At 30.3% G+C, this 18,835-nt stretch carries 15 protein-coding genes; 13 read left to right on the forward strand and 2 right to left on the reverse strand.

From position 1 onward, the window contains the following. The first annotated feature begins 90 nt into the window (after positions 1 to 90). The 10 genes from MED152_RS09315 (at position 91) to MED152_RS09360 (ending at position 12,394) form a co-directional block, all read left to right on the forward strand. The gene (locus tag MED152_RS09315; protein ID WP_015481618.1) at positions 91 to 1,248 is read left to right on the forward strand and encodes a homogentisate 1,2-dioxygenase; all 1,158 of its coding nucleotides are present in this window, start codon (positions 91 to 93) and stop codon (positions 1,246 to 1,248) included. A gap of 19 nt (positions 1,249 to 1,267) precedes the next feature. Beyond that, the gene (gene hppD / locus MED152_RS09320; RefSeq protein ID WP_015481619.1) at positions 1,268 to 2,428 is read left to right on the forward strand and encodes a 4-hydroxyphenylpyruvate dioxygenase; all 1,161 of its coding nucleotides are present in this window, start codon (positions 1,268 to 1,270) and stop codon (positions 2,426 to 2,428) included. A gap of 178 nt (positions 2,429 to 2,606) precedes the next feature. Next, positions 2,607 to 3,524 carry a tryptophan 2,3-dioxygenase family protein gene (locus MED152_RS09325; RefSeq protein ID WP_041383558.1) on the forward strand — a complete coding sequence of 306 codons (918 nt, stop codon included), beginning with the start codon at positions 2,607 to 2,609 and terminating at the stop codon, positions 3,522 to 3,524. Positions 3,525 to 3,625: 101 nt separating this feature from the next. Next, entirely contained in the window at positions 3,626 to 4,396 is a 771-nt protein-coding gene (locus MED152_RS09330; RefSeq protein ID WP_015481621.1) for a DUF3108 domain-containing protein, read from the forward strand. 96 nt (positions 4,397 to 4,492) lie between these two features. After that, positions 4,493 to 5,761: a peptidoglycan DD-metalloendopeptidase family protein gene (locus MED152_RS09335; protein ID WP_015481622.1), complete on the forward strand. Its 1,269-nt coding sequence runs from the start codon at positions 4,493 to 4,495 to the stop codon at positions 5,759 to 5,761. 3 nt (positions 5,762 to 5,764) lie between these two features. Continuing rightward, positions 5,765 to 7,333: a glucose-6-phosphate isomerase gene (pgi, locus tag MED152_RS09340; protein WP_015481623.1), complete on the forward strand. Its 1,569-nt coding sequence runs from the start codon at positions 5,765 to 5,767 to the stop codon at positions 7,331 to 7,333. Positions 7,334 to 7,547: 214 nt separating this feature from the next. Further along, positions 7,548 to 10,151, forward strand: coding sequence for a TonB-dependent receptor (locus MED152_RS09345; protein ID WP_015481624.1), 2,604 nt, complete (start codon positions 7,548 to 7,550; stop codon positions 10,149 to 10,151). Positions 10,152 to 10,251: 100 nt separating this feature from the next. Continuing rightward, positions 10,252 to 10,674: a hypothetical protein gene (locus tag MED152_RS09350; protein WP_015481625.1), complete on the forward strand. Its 423-nt coding sequence runs from the start codon at positions 10,252 to 10,254 to the stop codon at positions 10,672 to 10,674. Between the two features lie 3 nt (positions 10,675 to 10,677). Then, positions 10,678 to 11,406, forward strand: a complete 729-nt coding sequence (locus MED152_RS09355; protein ID WP_015481626.1) for a 1-acyl-sn-glycerol-3-phosphate acyltransferase — start codon at positions 10,678 to 10,680, stop codon at positions 11,404 to 11,406. Positions 11,407 to 11,410: 4 nt separating this feature from the next. Further along, positions 11,411 to 12,394 carry an acyl-ACP desaturase gene (locus MED152_RS09360; protein WP_041383562.1) on the forward strand — a complete coding sequence of 328 codons (984 nt, stop codon included), beginning with the start codon at positions 11,411 to 11,413 and terminating at the stop codon, positions 12,392 to 12,394. Between the two features lie 99 nt (positions 12,395 to 12,493). Here the strand turns inward: MED152_RS09360 and MED152_RS09365 are convergent, their stop codons facing one another. Then, positions 12,494 to 13,276 carry an amidohydrolase gene (locus MED152_RS09365; protein WP_015481628.1) on the reverse strand — a complete coding sequence of 261 codons (783 nt, stop codon included), beginning with the start codon at positions 13,274 to 13,276 and terminating at the stop codon, positions 12,494 to 12,496. Between the two features lie 69 nt (positions 13,277 to 13,345). Here MED152_RS09365 and MED152_RS09370 point away from each other — a divergent pair, with 69 nt between their 5' ends. Continuing rightward, positions 13,346 to 16,084 (forward strand): PD-(D/E)XK nuclease family protein, encoded by a 2,739-nt coding sequence (locus MED152_RS09370; RefSeq protein WP_015481629.1) that lies wholly within the window; start codon positions 13,346 to 13,348, stop codon positions 16,082 to 16,084. Between the two features lie 2 nt (positions 16,085 to 16,086). Here the strand turns inward: MED152_RS09370 and MED152_RS09375 are convergent, their stop codons facing one another. Further along, positions 16,087 to 16,878, reverse strand: a complete 792-nt coding sequence (locus MED152_RS09375) for a universal stress protein (RefSeq protein ID WP_015481630.1) — start codon at positions 16,876 to 16,878, stop codon at positions 16,087 to 16,089. 93 nt (positions 16,879 to 16,971) lie between these two features. On the opposite strand from MED152_RS09375, the gene MED152_RS09380 reads away from it, so the two are divergent. Beyond that, on the forward strand, positions 16,972 to 18,303 hold the full coding sequence (locus MED152_RS09380) for an MATE family efflux transporter (protein WP_015481631.1): 1,332 nt from the start codon (positions 16,972 to 16,974) through the stop codon (positions 18,301 to 18,303). A gap of 40 nt (positions 18,304 to 18,343) precedes the next feature. Further along, positions 18,344 to 18,808, forward strand: a complete 465-nt coding sequence (locus tag MED152_RS09385) for a hypothetical protein (protein ID WP_015481632.1) — start codon at positions 18,344 to 18,346, stop codon at positions 18,806 to 18,808. The last annotated feature ends 27 nt before the right edge of the window (positions 18,809 to 18,835 follow it).

The following is an 18,835-nucleotide window of genomic DNA, read 5'->3' on the forward strand; positions in this document are numbered from 1 at the left end:
AATGTATGAGTTTTGCAAACTAAAGATATAGCAGTTAGTGTTTAACGCTACTTTGTTATATTATTTATTAACGTATAAATACATTAGAAAATGCCTTTTTATCATAAATTAGGAGAAATTCCACCTAAAAGACACACACAATTTCGTAAAAAAGACGGTAGTTTATATTACGAACAATTATTTGGTACTATTGGTTTTGATGGTATGTCTACCAACAGTTATCATGAACACAGACCAACAATGGTTAAAAAAATAGGGAAACAGTACTCTGTTAAACCTAAAATTGCAAAAGCCAATAACATTCAATCTTACAGATTTAGAGGTTTCCAAGTAAAACCAGAAAACGATTATTTAGATAGCAGAAAAGTAGTGCTTACAAACTCTGATTGTAACATTATATTATCAGCACCAAAAAAATCGACAGAAGACTATTTTTATAAAAATACAGATGCAGATGAGGTTATTTTTATTCACAAAGGTTCTGGTAAATTAAGAACACATCTTGGAAATATTGATTTTAAGTATGGAGATTATTTAGTAATTCCAAGAGGAATTATTTACAAGTTAGATTTTGATGACGAAAATAATCGTCTTTTTATAGTTGAATCATACAGTCCTGTTTATACTCCAAAACGTTATAGAAATTGGTTTGGGCAATTGTTAGAGCATTCACCATTTTGCGAGCGTGATTTAAGAAGGCCTTATGAGCTGGAAACCTACAATGAATTAGGAGATTTCTTAATTAAAGTGAAAAAACAAGGAGAAATTATAGAAATGACTTACGCTTCTCATCCTTTTGATGTAGTAGGTTATGATGGTTATAACTTCCCTTATGCTTTTTCTATTCACGATTTTGAACCAATAACAGGTAGAATACATCAACCACCTCCAGTTCATCAAACTTTTGAAACAAATGCTTTTGTAATTTGTAGTTTTGTGCCACGTTTGTATGATTATCATCCAAATTCAATTCCTGCACCTTACAATCATAGTAATATAGATTCAGATGAGGTTTTATATTATGTAGATGGTGATTTTATGAGCAGAAATGATATCGATCAAGGACACATTTCATTACATCCTGCAGGTATTCCTCATGGTCCACATCCTGGAGCAACAGAAAGAAGCATAGGTCACACATCAACAGAAGAATTAGCAGTAATGGTAGATACATTTAAGCCATTACAAGTAACAGAAGAAGCTATGAAAATTGCTGACGAAGATTATTATAAATCTTGGTTAGAATAATCAATCAATAATAAAAAAAATGTCAAAAAAAATAGAATCAGTAAACTACGGTTTAGAAAAAATATTTGAAGGAGCTCAAGACTTTCTTCCATTGTTAGGTACAGATTATGTAGAGTTTTATGTAGGTAATGCAAAACAAGCTGCACACTTTTATAAAACAGCATTTGGGTTTCAATCTTATGCATATAGAGGTTTAGAAACTGGTGCAACAGACTCTGTAAGCTATGTGCTTACTCAAGACAAAATAAAACTAATTTTAACAACACCATTAAACAGTAAATCACCAATAAACGATCATATTGTAAAACATGGTGATGGAGTTAAAGTTGTTGCACTTTGGGTAGAAGATGCTAGAAAAGCTTATGAAGAAACAACTTCTAGAGGTGCTAAATCTTATATGGAGCCAACTGTAGAATCAGATGAATTTGGTGAAGTTGTAAGAGCAGGAATTTATACTTATGGTGAAACTGTGCACATGTTTGTAGAGCGTAAAAATTATAATGGTGTATTCTTACCAGGTTTTCAAAAATGGGAATCAGATTATAATCCGCCAACTGCAGGCTTAAAATATATAGATCATATGGTTGGTAATGTAGGATGGAACCAAATGGATGTTTGGGTAAAATTCTACGAAGATGTGATGGGCTTTGTTAACTTTTTATCTTTTGATGATAAGCAAATTCACACAGAATATTCTGCCTTAATGAGTAAAGTAATGTCTAATGGAAATGGACGAATTAAATTCCCAATAAACGAACCTGCAGAAGGTAAAAAACGCTCGCAAATAGAAGAATATTTAGACTTTTATGAAGGTGCAGGCGTGCAACATATTGCAGTTGCTACTGACGATATTATAAAAACCGTATCTCAATTGCGTGCAAATGGAGTAGAATTTTTATCAATTCCACCAGAAGATTATTATCATCAAGTGCCTGTTAGATTATCTGCTTTTAGTCATGAATTAGCAGAAGATATAGAAAAGTTGAAATCTTTAGGGATTATGATAGATGCAGATGAAGAAGGGTATCTACTTCAAATTTTTACCAAACCTGTAGAAGATAGACCAACATTATTCTTTGAAATTATTCAAAGAATGGGAGCCAAAGGTTTTGGTGCTGGTAATTTTAAAGCCCTTTTTGAATCAATAGAAAGAGAACAACAAAAAAGAGGAACGCTTTAAAAAAGTAAAAAGAGAGAAAATAAAACCAAGAATCAAGAGTAAGTACTTTTGGTTCTTGGTTTTTTTGTTTTTAAAAATTTCACTCAATTTATAAACCTAACATTTGTATTTCCGCAAATAAATTAGATTTTCAAAAAAAAGTCTTGTTTCTTTGTTCTTATATCTTGATTCTAAAAAAATGAATAGAGAAGAAATTTTAAAAGCCATAGAAGAAAAGTACGATAAATTAGGTGTGCCTGTAGATGCTATGCTAGAGGGTTTATTGCACAGTACACCAATTACATATTGGGATTATATTCAAACAGACGCTTTGTTAGGCTTGCAAACACCAAGAACCAATCAGCCAGATGAAATGGTTTTTATCATGTACCATCAAATAAATGAGCTTTTATTTAAAATGATTTTGTGGGAAATTGAACAAGTTGCTAAAACTAACGAGGTTTCTGCAGACAAGTTTTCGATGCATTTAGATAGAATTAGTAGGTATTTTGATATGCTTTGTAGCTCTTTTGTGGTAATGACAGAAGGTATGGAAAGAGAGCAATATTTAAAATTTAGAAATACTTTAACACCTGCAAGTGGTTTTCAATCTGCACAATATAGAAAAGTAGAGTTTGCATCAACAGAATTGATTAATTTAATCGATGCTAGATATAGAGATACCATAGATCAAAATTCATCATTTAAAAATGCCTACAATCATTTGTATTGGCAAGCTGCAGGAAAAAATTATACAACTGGTCAAAAATCAACCTTATTAAATCTTTTTGAGAAAAAGTATAAAGGAGATTTTATTGATTTTATGGAAGATTACAATGACATTAACTTGTCTTTAAAGTTCAAGCAGTTGCCAAAAGAGGTTCAGCAAAATAAAGATTTGATAAAAGCAATGCGTCATTATGACTATACTGTTAATGTAAAATGGGTAATGGCTCATTACAATGCAGCTGCAAAATATATTGGAGGAGATGACTCTGAACTTAAAGCAACTGGTGGTAGTAATTGGCGTAAATACATGCATCCAAAATACCAGCGAAGAATCTTTTATCCTTATTTATGGTCTGAAGAAGAACTTAAAAATTGGGGAACGTTTTAAACCAAGATTACAATAATATAAACTCATTTTTACTTTTGTTTAAATGAGTTTTTTTGTTTTGGAACAGTAATTGTCATTACTTTTTTATAAGTTTGAGAGTTATGAAGAAAAAGACCCTTTTATTAATAGCCATATTTACAACTACGCTTTTTTTAGCGCAAGAAAAAACACCTGCATTCCAGTCTGGTGAATGGTTGCGTTATAAGATGAGTTATAGTGGGTTTTTAAGAGCAGGTTCTGCAATTTTAGAAGTAGATGAATCTGAAATTAATGGTAAAAAAGTGTACCATACTAAAGGTAAAGGCTGGACTTCTGGAATGATAAAATGGTTCTTTCAAGTAGAAGATTTGTATGAATCTTACTTTGATCAGGCAGAAACTAAACCTTATCTATTTAAAAGAAAAATTAACGAAGGTGGCTATAAAAAACATAGAATAACCTCTTTTAATTACCATTCTAATCAAGCCTATATTCAAGATTTTATAGCTCAAAAAGATACCACTGTTGCTTTTAGTAATGTACAAGATGTGTTATCATCGTTTTATTTTTTAAGAAATCAAGACGTTAGTAACCTTACAAAAGGTGAAGAAATTAAGTTAGATATGTTTTTAGATTCGCAAGTGTATCCCTTCAAACTTAAATTTTTAGGAGAAGAAGTCATAAAAACAAAATTCGGAAAAGTAAATACGCTTATTTTTAGACCCTTAGTGCAGTCAGGTAGAGTGTTTAAAGAGCAAGAAAGTGTTACTATTTGGATTACTGATGATGCCAATAAAATACCAATTAAAATGAAAGCTTCTTTAACTGTAGGGTCTTTAAGAGCAGAATTAGAAGAATACAAAGGATTGGCAAATCCGTTTAAAAAGTTGTAAAACTACAGTTAATTCTTTTTTAGAAGTTCTATTTTTAGATTAAGAATAAATCATTTTTATTTGTATTTTTGAGGTTGATATTAAACTACTCGCTTCTTGAAAAATATAGTAATTCTCTTCGTTTTTATTCTTGCATTTACATCTTGTAAAGAAGAAGATAAAGCACCTGAAAGCCAGAAAATTGTTGAACCAGAGCCAGAAATAAGATTTGGTTACAAAATAGACGATTATAAGGTTATTCAAGATACTATAAAAAGTGGTGAAAGTTTTGGAATCATCTTAGACAGGCATCATGTTTTTTATCCTAAAATAAATCAAATTGCGGCAACTGTAAAAGAAACTTTCGATGTTAGAAAAGTAAGAGCAGGTAAGCCTTACACCATCTTAGCAAGTAAAGATTCTACAGAGAAAGCACAAGTTTTTATTTATAAGCACGATAAAATAAATGCCACAATTGTAGATTTTAAAGACTCTGTAATTACAGCCAAAGTATATAAAAAGCCAATTCGTTTGGTAGAAAAAGTGGCAAGTGGCGTTGTAAATAGCAATTTTACAATCTCTATGGACAGTTTAGGTTTAAGACCAAACCTTACCTATAAAGTTGCAGATATTTATGCTTGGACTTTAGATTTCTTAAGACTTCAAAAAGGGGATTCTTTTAAAATTGTTTATGAAGAAAAATTTATAGACGATTCTACATTTGCAGGTTATGGAAATGTAAAATCTGCAGTATTTAGACACAAAGGAAAAGATTTATATGCATTTCGTTTTTTAGCAGATTCTACTTTAAACATTCATGAATATTATGATGATGAAGCAAATATGCTTAGAAGTCAATTTTTGAAAGCTCCAATAAAATTTCAATATAGAATATCATCTAGATATAACTTAAGAAGAAGAATCGCTTATTATGGCAATAAAATAAGACCTCATAGAGGTACAGATTTTGCTGCTAAAATAGGTACTCCAATTATTGCTACAGCAAGCGGAACTGTTGTAGAATCTACAAGAAGAGGTGGTAATGGTAAATATGTAAAAATTAAACACAACAGTACCTATTCTACCCAATATTTACATATGAGTAATCAAGCTGTAAAAAAGGGGCAATATGTAAAACAAGGTGATGTTATTGGTTATGTTGGCATGACAGGTAATACTGGAGGTCCACATGTTTGCTATCGTTTCTGGAAGTATGGAAAACAAGTAGATCCTCTAAGAGAAAAATTACCTGCAGCAGAACCAATGAAAAACAATGTTAAACCATCATTTTTCGAGTATATCAAACCTTTAAAGTATCAATTAGATTACGAAAGAGTAGAGGTTCCTGAACCACAAGAAGTTAAAGAAATTATTGCACAAAACTAAACAATGGCTTTACCAAACAACAACCCAACCAAAACAAATGCTTGGCAGCAATTAACAAATCATTTTAATGAAATTAAAGACATTAAAATTCAAGATTTGTATAAAGATGAAAACAGAAAAGAAGACTTTACGCTCGCGTTAAAAGATTTAACTGTAGATTTTTCTAAAAACAGAATAACATCAGAAACCATAAAGTTATTGGTAGATTTGGCTGAAGAAGTTGGTTTAAAACAAGCCATAGAAAGTCAGTTTAATGGCGAGGTTATTAATGTAACAGAAGGCAGAGCTGTTTTGCATACTGCTTTAAGAAGTAACTCAGAAGATGCTGTTCTAGTTGATGGTAAAAACATTAAGCCACAAATACAAACCGCTTTACGTAAAATTAGAAGTTTTAGTAATAAAGTGATTTCTGGAAAATGGAAAGGTTATACAGGTAAATCTATTACAGATATTGTAAACATAGGAATTGGTGGTTCTGACCTTGGGCCAGATATGATTGTAGAATCTTTACAATATTATAAGAATCATTTAAATACACATTTTGTTTCTAATGTAGATGGTGATCATGTTTCTGAAATTATAAAACGTTTAAACCCAGAAACTACTTTATTTGTAATTGTATCAAAAACATTTACAACGCAAGAAACCATTACTAATGCAGAAACCATTAAAAATTGGTTCTTAAAATCTGCTACAATTTTTGATATTCCAAAACACTTTGTTGCAGTTTCTACAAATTTGGAAGCCGTAGATAATTTTGGAATCGATAAAAAAAATGTTTTTCCTATGTGGAATTGGGTTGGTGGTCGTTTTTCTTTATGGTCTGCAGTAGGTTTATCAATTAGTTTATCTGTTGGTTTTGATAATTACAGAGCATTATTAGATGGTGCAGAAGAAATGGATATCCATTTTAGAAATCAAGATTTTGAAAGTAATATTCCTGTAGTTTTAGCCCTTTTAAGTATTTGGTATAACAACTTTTATATGGCAGAAACAGAAGCTGTTTTACCTTACTCACAATATTTAAAGAAGCTTCCAGATTATTTACAACAAGCTATTATGGAAAGTAATGGTAAAGGTGTAGATAGAAATGGAGAAAAGATAGACTATCAAACAGGAACAATTGTATGGGGTAGTACAGGTACTAATATGCAACATGCATTTATGCAATTGGTACATCAAGGTACAAAGTTAATTCCTGCAGATTTTATTGGTTACAAAGAATCTTTGTATGGCTTAACAGATCATCATAAAAAATTAATGGCCAATTACTATGGTCAGATGGATGCTTTAGCATTTGGTAAAACTAAAGAAGAAGTTCATTTAGAACTACAATTTTCTGGTAATACCGAACAAATTAATACTTTACTACCATTTAAAGTTTTTGAAGGTAACAGACCAAGTAACTCAATTTTGTTTGATAAACTTACACCTAAATCATTAGGTAAATTAGTAGCTTTATATGAACATAAGATATTTACACAAGGAATTTTATGGAATATCTATAGCTATGATCAATTTGGAGTTGAGCTAGGAAAAGAATTGGCAAAAAAATTACTGGATAAGCAGTAATCTGCCCTTATTTCGAGGCTAATTTTAATTAATTAACAACTTCTTAAAATAGACTTTTATTTAAAAATAACCTAAATCATTACTCATTAGTGATTTAGGTTGTTTTTTTTATTTTATTGATTCATAATTATATGTTAAACCTTAACATTCAATTAACAACACACGTGTAAAAATTAGAGAATTTTGCAAAACATTTAACAAACTTAATTCAACAATGAAAAATTTTAAAAACTTATTATTTGTAGCGTTATTCTTTATTTCGGCTACAGTTTTAGGACAAACCAAAATTACTGGTGTGATTGTGGATGACACAAATCAACCAATGCCAAGTGCTAGTATTCTTGAGAAAGGTACTACTAATGGTACTCAAACAGATTTTGATGGTAACTTTACGTTAACTACTAAAAGCAACTCAGGTGTTTTAGTAATTTCTTACATTGGTTACAAGTCTAAAGAAGTTAGTTTCAGCAGTTCAAAAACGAACTTAGGAACAATTAAATTATTTATGGATGAAAACTCTTTAGAAGAAGTAGTTATCGTTGGTAAAGGTGTAATTGATTTAGCAGGTGGTAGAAAAACTCCTGTTGCTGTTTCTACAATTAAAGCAGCTGAAATTCAGAAAAAAGTAGGTACACAAGATGTTACTATGACATTAGTAAACACACCTTCTATCTACGTTGCTGGTCAAGCAGGTGGTTTTGGAGATTCTAGAATTTCTGTTCGTGGTTTTGATCAAACAAACACTGCATTCTTATTAAATGGTCAGCCAATTAACGGAATGGAAGATGGTAGAATGTATTGGTCTAACTGGTCTGGAGTTAATGACATTGCTAGTGCAATTCAAATTCAGAGAGGTTTAGGTGCATCTAAATTAGCTATTTCTTCAGTTGGTGGTACAATGAACTTTGTAACAAAAACTACAGACAAACAAGAAGGTGGTTATTTCTATGCAGGTACTGCAAACGATAGTTACTTAAAAACTACTGTATCTTACAATACAGGAATGAATGATAATGGATGGGGAACAAGCGTTATGTTATCTCATTGGCAAGGTGAAGGTTACAACAATGGAACAAAAGGTCAAGGTCAAACTTACTTCATTTCTTTTGGTTACAAGCCTAATGACAACCATAACTTTAACTTCTTAATTACAGGAGCTCCACAATGGCATGATCAAAACTTTACAAAAAGTATTTCTACATACTTAGAGAATGGTTTTAAATACAACAACAACTTTGGTTTTTACCAAGGACAATACTTAACAGAAAGAAGAAACTTCTACCACAAACCAGTTTTAAACTTAAACTGGGATTATACAATCTCTGATGACACTAGTTTATCTACAGTATTATATGCTTCTTTTGGTAGAGGTGGAGGAACTGGAAACAGAGGTAACAGAGAAAGAACTGCAGATGGTTTAATTGACTATGATGCAATCTATGCTAACAATGCTGCTACAGGTGGTGATGGTAACTTCGGAAACGACGCTTATATTACAAGAGCTTCTATGAACTTACATAGCTGGTATGGTGTTGTATCTAACTTAGAAACTAAAATTTCTGAAAATGTAACTTGGAATGTTGGTACAGACTTAAGAACATACTATGGTACTCACTTTAGACAAGTTGAAAACTTTCACGGTTTAACTTCTTGGACAGAAGACAGAAGTTTAAGAGATGATACAGACAATAGAGTTGGGCCAAGTGTATCTGTTACTGCAACAGAAAGCATGAACGCTAACCCATGGGAAGCAACTTTCAATACAATGTCTGAAGATCAAAGAATTGATTACGATAACAGCGAAAGAATTTCTTACGGAGGTTTATTTACTCAATTAGAGTATGCTGATGAAACTGTATCTGCATTTTTCCAAGGATCTGTATCTAATCAATCTCACCAGAGATTTGACAGATATGATTATCAAGAAGAATTTGAGGATTCAGAAAAAATCAACAACTTTGGTTATAACATTAAAGCAGGTTTAGGTTTTAAATTAAGCGATAACAGTAACTACTATTTCAATACAGGTTACTATTCACGTCAGCCTTACCATGATAATATCTTTAACCAATTTACAAATGCAGTTAACCCATCATCTCAAAACGAAAAAATCTTCGGTTTAGAAATGGGATATAACTACAGAAGCGAAAAGTTTAGTGCAAACGTAAACTTATACAGTACTTCTTGGAGAGATAGAGTAGATGGTTTTTCAGATGTAGATCCAACTACAGGTGTAGTTACAATTACTCAAACTACAGGTCAAAACCAATACCATATGGGTGTTGAGGTAGATTTCATTGCTAACATTACAGATAACTTCAGATTAAAAGGATTTACTTCTATTGGAGACTGGAAATATAAAGGTGAATTAACTACTTTAGTTTTTGACGAAGACAGAAACCAAATTGGTGCTGCTTCTACTGTTGATGTAGATGGTATTAATGTTGGAGATGCTGCTCAGTTTACTGCAGGTTTAGGATTTGATTATTCAATCTTAGATAACTTAAGTATTGATGCAGATTACAGATTTTACGATAACTTATTTGCTAACGTAAGTCCAACTCAAGGTCAATTACAGTTACCTTCTTATAACATTACAGATGCAGGTGTATCTTACACTTTCAACTTAAAGAATGATAAGTCATTAGACTTTAGAGCTAACGTAAACAACGTATTCGATGCTAGATATATTTCTGAATTATCTTCAGCAAATCAAGCAACTTCTAACTCAACACTTTATAAAGGAATCGATGTTTCTAACAGAGGTTACTTTGGTTTAGGTAGAACTTGGAATGCAAGTGTTAGATATAACTTCTAATATTTAAGAGTTTATTTATTATATAGAAAACCACCTCATTTGAGGTGGTTTTTTTATACTTAAAATTGTAACTTTACACTATTAAACATCACTATCTATTATGAAAGAAGTACACTCTTATTGGGCCTATTTAGTTTTAGCTATTTTAATTTTTGCTGTAATAAATGCAATCATTGGTTTAACACAGAAAAAACAATTTACAGATAAAGATTTAAGAATAGGTTTATTTACTTTAATTGTAACTCATATTCAATTATTAATTGGTTTGGCTTGGTATTTTATGTCTCCTTGGTTTGAGGCATTAACTAATGATGCCAGCACAGTTATGAAAACTAAAGCGGTTAGATTATTAGCAGTAGAACACCCAAGTATGATGATTATTGCAATAATCTTAATTACAATAGGATGGTCTAAGCACAAGAAAAAAACAACAAGTGAAGGTAAATTTAAAACCTTTGCAATCTTTTATGGTTTAGGTTTATTAGTGATACTTTCAAGAATACCTTGGAGCAACTGGATTTAGTGAATGAGGATAATTAGTTATTTACTATCACCAATATTTGCAGTTACATTTATATTGCTATTGGTAATATTTCATCCATTACAATGGATTGCCTTTAACGTTTTTGGCAGAAAAGCACACGAAGCTGTTGTTGCAGCACTTAACTTTTTTCTGGTCAAATCTTTGTTGATTTTAGGAGTACCTATGTTCTTAAAAAACGAACACGAACTCCCTAAAAACACTTCGTTAATATTTGTAGCAAATCATCAAAGTACTTTCGATATTCCTCCTATAGGTTGGTATTTTAGAGAGTTTAAACCAAAATTTGTAGCCAAATATGAATTAGGAAAAGGTATACCAAGTGTTTCTTACAACTTAAGACATGGAGGTGCAGCTTTAATCAATAGAAAAGATCCTAAGCAAGCAATTTCTGCATTAGTAGACTTTTCAAAACGAATTAATAAAAATAAATGGGGAGCTATTATTTTTCCTGAAGGAACAAGAAGTAAAACTGGCGAACCTAAAAAATTTGCTTCAAACGGTTTAAAGGTAATTACGAAATACAATAAAGACGGTTATGTTGTACCTTTAACCATAAACAATTCTTGGAAAGTGTTTAAATACGGTAAATTCCCTTTGGGTATTGGAAGCCCAATTACCATTACTACACACAAACCTATTAAAATAGATTCTATGCCTTTTGATGAACTATTGGCACAAACAGAATCAGTAATTAAAGAACATATAAATTAAAAAAATGTCGATAAAAAACATAAGGATTGAAGTTATGCAAACTTTAGAAAAAAAGATGCAGAGCTTCATGGATACTTATTTAATACCTGCTGAAAAAATTTGGCAGCCAACAGATTTTTTACCTAATTCTCAAGATGATTCATTTATTAGTGAAGTAGAAGAAATTAGAGAAATATCTAAAGAATTACATGATGACTTTTGGGTTGTTTTAGTTGGTGATACCATCACTGAAGAAGCATTACCAACTTACGAATCTTGGTTGTTAGATTTAGATGGGGTAACTCAAGATCCAGATAATAGCTGGGCAAAATGGGTAAGAACATGGACAGCCGAAGAAAACAGACATGGAGATGTTTTAAACAAATATCTTTATTTATCTGGTAGAGTTAATATGCGTGAAGTAGAAATTTCTACCCAGCATTTAATTGCAGATGGTTTTGATATTGGTACTTCCACAGATCCCTACAAGAATTTTGTGTATACAACTTTTCAAGAATTAGCAACTTACATTTCTCATAATAACGTAGCTAAAATCGCACGTAAGAAAGGACATAAAGCATTAGCAAAAATGTCTAAAATTATTGCTGGAGATGAGATGCGTCATCATCAAGCATATTCACACTTCGTCAAAGAGATATTTAAGATAGATCCTTCAGAAATGATGTTGGCTTTTCAACATATGATGAAACATAAAATTGTAATGCCAGCCATGCATTTAAGAGAATCTTTTGGAGAAAAAGGAAGTCTTTTCGACGACTTTTCTACAGTAGCTCAAAGAATAGGGGTGTATACAGGTTTTGATTATGTAGATATCTTAAAGAAATTAAACGCAGCTTGGGAAATAGATAAGATTACAAACCTTACACCTGAAGCAGAAAAGGCAAGAGATTTCTTAATGAATTTGCCTAACAGAATGTACAGAATTACAGAACGTATAAAAGTACCAGATACCGAATTTAAGTTTAAATGGATGTTACAACCAAGTTAGACTTTCTTATTCTTAGAAATGATACAGAACTATACTTGAAATAGTATAGCCAAAAAAAATTCCCATTAGTTTCTAATGGGAATTTTTTTATCATACCATTTATTTATTGATAGTAAATGAGTCTTTATCCTTTAAAAAACCAAGTTTATTTCTAACCTTATTTTGATGATCTTTTTTTAAAACAGCAGAAATAATTCCAACTTCATTCTCATCTAAATTAGAAAGTGTTTCACCTAAATAATCTACAATTAAAGAACTTCCAGAATATTGATAGTTATTAGCATCTAGCCCAGTTCTATTTACGCCAATTGTATAACTCATGTTTTCTATTGCACGTGCTTTTAAAAGCGTTCTCCAAGCTTTAATTCTTGTAACAGGCCAATTAGCCATATAAATTAGGATGTCATAATTTTCAGTATTTCTTGCCCAAACAGGAAACCTTAGATCATAACAAATTAGTGGGCATATTTTCCATCCTTTAAAATCTATAATTATCCTATCAGTTCCTGATGAATACACCTTATGTTCACCTGCCAAAGTAAATGAATGCCTTTTGTCATAAACATCAATTTTACCTGAGGGTTGTATAAAAACTAACCTATTATAAAACTGATTACCATCTTCAATAACCAAACTTCCTGTAATAGCAATATCATATTCATTTGCTATTTTCTTCATCCAAGTAATGCTTAAACCGTTCATAGATTCAGCAACATTTTTTGGTTGCATTGTAAACCCTGTAGTAAACATTTCAGGTAAAATTACTAAATCTGTGCTAGCAGATAAGTTTTTAATTTTATCCTCAAAAAATTTTAAATTTTCAGCTGGATTTTCCCAAATTAAATCTGCTTGTATACCAACTACATGTAATTCGTTTTTCATCAAAATAAAATTAAGGTTTACAGAACTATAAATGTAAGTTTTTGTAATTTAGAAAACCAAAAAAAGGCTATGCAATCTTTTATTTCAGAAACTTTAGACGATATTTTACAAACTACCCAAACGTTTGAAGATGTGGTTTTTATTTTGCCATCACAAAGAGCAAAAGTATTCGTAAAACAAGAATTTAAGAATAAAATTTCTGTTGGTTTTTTACCAGAAATTTTAAATATAGAACAGTTTATTCAGCAGGTTTCTGGGGTACAAAAAGCAGATAATATTCAGTTATTATTTCATTTTTACAGTATTTATAAAAATGTAGAGAAAAATGCAGATGCTTTTGATGTTTTTTCTTCTTGGGCACTAACTGTTTTGCAAGATTTTAATGAATTAGATCAGCATTTAGTAAATACAAAAGACATCTTTATCTATTTAAGAGATATTGAACGCCTTAGAAAATGGTCTGTAAAAGGTACTTTTAAAGAAACAGATTTAATTAGAGACCATTATTCTTTCTTAGAAAAACTGAATGTTTATTATGATGCGTTTTATGCTTTTTTAATTGATAAAAATATTGGTTATCAAGGTTTAATGTATAGAGAGGCTGTAAAAAAAATAGACCATTTTTTATCTCAAAACAGGAATAAAAAATTCTTTTTCATTGGCTTTAATGCTTTAAATAAATCAGAAGAAAAACTTTTTCAAAGAGTATTAGAATTAGGTAATTCAGAAATTTATTGGGACATAGATGAGGCTTTTTTTAACAGCAGCCATCAAGCAGGAAAGTTCATAAGAAAGTACGAAAGTGAATGGAAGTATTTTGAGAAAAATCAGTTAAAAACTATTGGTAATTCCTTTTCAAACACAAAAAACATTAAGGTAATAGGCGCAGCTAAAAATACTACTCAAATAAAATATGTAGGAGAAATTTTAGAAGAAATGCCAAGTTTCGCGAATACAGCATTAGTATTGGCAGATGAAACCTTGTTACCAATTACCTTAAATTCCTTACCAAAAGCTATCAATGCAATTAATATAACAATGGGTTATCCTTTAAAAGATGTACCAACTACGAGTTTATTATTTGCAATTTTTCAATTGTACACCTCTCAAGAAAAGTTACAAAAAACAACTTTAAATCAGTTTTACTATAAAGATGTTATACGCTTTTTAAAACATCAATCTATTTATAAATTACTGTGTTCTGTTGACGTTTTTACAACGCAAATAGCCAAGAATAATCAAACTTTTATAGCAGAAAGCGATATTGAGCTATTGCTCAAAAATGAAGATGATTCTATTAAAAATGTAATTCATAATTTATTTAAACCATTTATTTCGGTTACCGATTTTATAAATCAAATATTAGCATTAATCGACGTTTTAAAAGTAGAAGTTAATACGTTAGAAAAAGAATATTTATTTCGTTTTTATACCGCTTTTACACAACTTAAAACATTACAAACTGAGTTTGAATACTTCACAGATTTAAAAACTTTATCGCAATTTTTTAAACAACTTATAGATTCAGAAAGTTTGTCTTTTCAAGGAGAACCTCTAAAAGGCTTACAATTAATGGGGATGTTAGAAACACGTGTTTTAGATTTTGAAAATGTAATTTTAACATCAGCAAACGAAGGTGTTTTACCTGCTAGCAGTCAGCAAAATTCTTTTATTCCTTTTGATGTAAAAATTGAGTTTGGTTTGCCAACTTACAGAGAAAAAGATGCCATATTTTCTTATCATTTTTTTAGGTTGATGCAAAGAGCAAAAAACATCTACATTTTATACAATACAGAACATGATGTATTTGGAAGTGGAGAAAAAAGTAGGTTTGTAACCCAACTAGAAATGCTAAGAACAGATATTGTTCATAAAATAGTATCACCAAAAGTAGTTGCACAACACACAGCATTAAAGCAAGTAGCTAAAAATAATGATGTATTAGAAAGGTTAAAAGAGATTGCAAAATCTGGTTTTTCGCCTTCATCACTAACCAATTACCTATACAACCCAATTGCCTTTTACAAACAGAAAATATTAAAAATTAAAGAGTTTGATGATGTTGAAGAAACTGTTGCTTACAATACACTAGGTACTATTGTGCACGAAACTTTAGACGAGCTTTACAAACCTTTTGTAGGTAAATTTTTGCAAGAAGAAAATGTTGAGGAAATGCAAAAAATAGCCAAAGATTTGATAATAAAGTATTTTAAAATTGAATTTAAAAATGGTGATATTTCTACAGGTAAAAATCGGTTAATTTTTGAGGTTGCAAATCGATTTGTGGCTAATTTTCTAACAAAAGAAAGAGCTCTTTTAAAGGATGAAAATAATCAACTTAAAATTGTGGCAACAGAAGAAAATTTATCTGCAGAAATTACAGTAGATGGTTTAGATTTTCCTATAAAATTGCATGGTAATGTAGATAGAGTTGATGAGTTAAATGGAGAATTACGTATCATAGATTACAAATCTGGTATGGTAAAATCGCCTGAATTAAAGGTTTTAGATTTTAATGCCCTTAGAGAAAAAGAACAGTATAAAGCAATTCAGGTTTTATTGTACGCTTTTCTATATACAAAAAGCAAAAATTTCGATTTCACTAAAAATTTAAAAGGCGGAATTTATTCGTTTAAGAATTTAAACGAAGGTTTTTTAAGTATCAATTTTTCATCAAGCTATAAAAATCCAGAAACAAATATCACCCAAGAAAAGTTAGAGGAATTTATTTCCCAATTAAAAGAGTACCTGCTAGAAATTTATAATATGGAGCAAGAGTTTTTAGAACCTGCAGATTTAAAGTACTAAACTTATTTACCTTTAAGAACTAGTAAAGGCACATTTGTAAAAAACTCTTCTTTTAAAATGGTGCTTTTTTCCCAAAGCTTTTTAAAGAATCCTCTTTTACGTCTAAATACACAAAGCATATCTGGGTTGTGAGTATTTATGTGTTCTAAAACACCTTGAAAAGTAGTAGCGTTTTCTGTTGTAGTTAACGTACTTTGAAGTTTTGCCAATTCATCGTTTATGACCAAATCTTCTTCTGTATAGTTAGGTGTTTTTACCAATAATAAATTCACTTTTGCCGAAAATTTATCAGCTATAAACTGTAAAGGTTTTAGTGCGGTTTTACTATTAATATTTCCTGATTTAAAAGCAGTTAATATGTTTTTTACAGGTTTGTATTTGTATCCTTCAGGTACTGTTAATAATGGTAATTCTGTTTGTTTTACCAAGCTACCAGCAGTTTTACCTAAGAATAATTCTTCTTTAATAGAATTACTTTTGGCGCCAACTATTATAAGGTCTATACCTAATTCTTCATTAATACTTTCTACGCTATCTATCAAAGATCCTTTAGCAGAAATTAATTGAATTTTTACATCTTTAGTATCTGAAGCATTAACCATAGTTCTTAAATATAGATTGGTTTCACGCTCTATGATTTTATCAAGATTAATCATAGTACCAGCTTTAGATTGTGAGCTGTAAGCCCTAAAAACAAAAACTTTTGCGTTAATTTCTGAAGCGAAATCTATTGCATATTGTAAAGTGTTTAAAGCATTCTCTGTAAAACCTATGGGTACTAGAATATTTTGCATAATCAATTTAATTTTAAAACAAAGTTACTCATTTTTTAAAAAGTAAAAGCAGTTCTCGTTTTTAGATATGTACCTTTGTGAAAAAGCAACGTTTTGAAGGCAGATATTAGTTTTAAAAACATTAATAGATTGGCAATTCCTGCCTTAATTGCTGGTATTGCAGAACCACTTTTATCGATTACAGATACTGCAATTATTGGTAATATAGATGAAAATGCTACAGAAAGCTTGGCAGCTGTAGGTATTGTTGGTGCTTTTATTTCTATGCTAATTTGGGTTTTTGGACAAATTAGAAGTGCAATATCTTCTATTATTTCACAATACGTAGGTGCTAATAAAATAGATCAAATTCAGAAATTACCTATACAAGCTATTGCTATAATAATAACTGGTAGCTTATGTATTTTGGCCATTAGTTATCCTTTTGCAAAACAAATATTTCAGTTTTATAATGCATCTGGACAAGTTTTAGAATACTGTATAACTTACTTTAAAATCAGAATTTTTGGATTTCCATTTTCATTATTTGTATTCGCAATTTTCGGAGTTTTTAGAGGTCTACAGAACACTTTTTACCCTATGATAATTGCAATAATTGGTGCTCTTTTAAACATCGTCTTAGATTTAATTTTTGTTTATGGTATAGAAGGTTATGTACCTGCAATGCAAATTCAAGGAGCAGCTTATGCAAGTGTAATTGCGCAAATTACTATGGCTGTAATTGCAATAGTTTTATTGATAAAAAAGACAACAATTTCGTTAAAATTCTCTTTGCCTCTTCATGTAGAAATCCCCAATTTATTGGGTATGATTGGCAATCTTTTTATTAGAACACTTGCCTTAAATACAGCTTTATATTTTGCAACTTCTTATGCTACAAATTATGGCCCAGCTTATATTGCAGCCTACACTATTGGCATAAATATTTGGCTATTGGGTGCTTTTATGATAGATGGTTATTCGAGTGCAGGTAATATATTATCAGGAAAATTACTTGGCGCAAAAAACTACAAAACTTTAGTAGAATTAAGTACTAAATTGTTCAAGTACGGAATTTCAACTGGATCAATAATTGCCTTAGTTGGGTTTGTTTTTTACAATTTTATAGGTGAAATTTTCACAAAAGAACCAGAAGTGCTCACTCAGTTTTATAATGTTTTTTGGATAGTTCTATTAACTCAACCTATAAGTGCAATTACATTTATTTTTGATGGAATGTTTAAAGGAATGGGTAAAATGAAATATTTAAGAAATGTATTATTATTCTCTACAGGGCTTGTATTTATACCAACTTTACTATTTTTTGATTATCTCGATTTAAAACTTACAGCCATTTGGATTGCTTTTACATTATGGATTATGGCTAGAGGAATACCATTAATTATAAAGTTTAGGCAACTATTTTTACCTTTAGCAAAAGACTAGTTTATTATTTATAATATCTTGTACCTTAAAACTATTAAACATGAAATTTAAATCTTTATTCTTCTTTTTATTTTTTGGAACACTTATTGTTGCTTGTAAAAAAGAAAAAACAACAGAAGAATATATGATTAACTCTTGGCAAACAACGTACATGAAAATAGAAATGCCAACTTATGAGAAATCAGATTCCTTGTATGTTTATGAAGATAAATTTGAAAATAACCCAGAATTAATAGCACAATCTACCTATAATGCAGATGGCACATTTAAAGCTTGGTTTGTAAATTTAAAAGGAGAAAAAATCTCTGAGTCTTCAGGAAATTGGAGTGTAGAAAACGATTCTCTCTTTGTAGATTTTTTTTACAATAATAGAGATATAAAAGTAGGGTATCACATAGAAAAAACAGAAGAAGGTTTTACTGCTACAAGTAAATTTGATTGGGATAATGATGGCGAATTTGATGATGCTCTTTTAATGAAAACAAAACAAATTAAAATACAATAAGGTTGTTTAAACTAAAAAATATTTCTT

This window comes from Polaribacter sp. MED152 (assembly GCF_000152945.2).
Classification (GTDB): domain Bacteria; phylum Bacteroidota; class Bacteroidia; order Flavobacteriales; family Flavobacteriaceae; genus Polaribacter.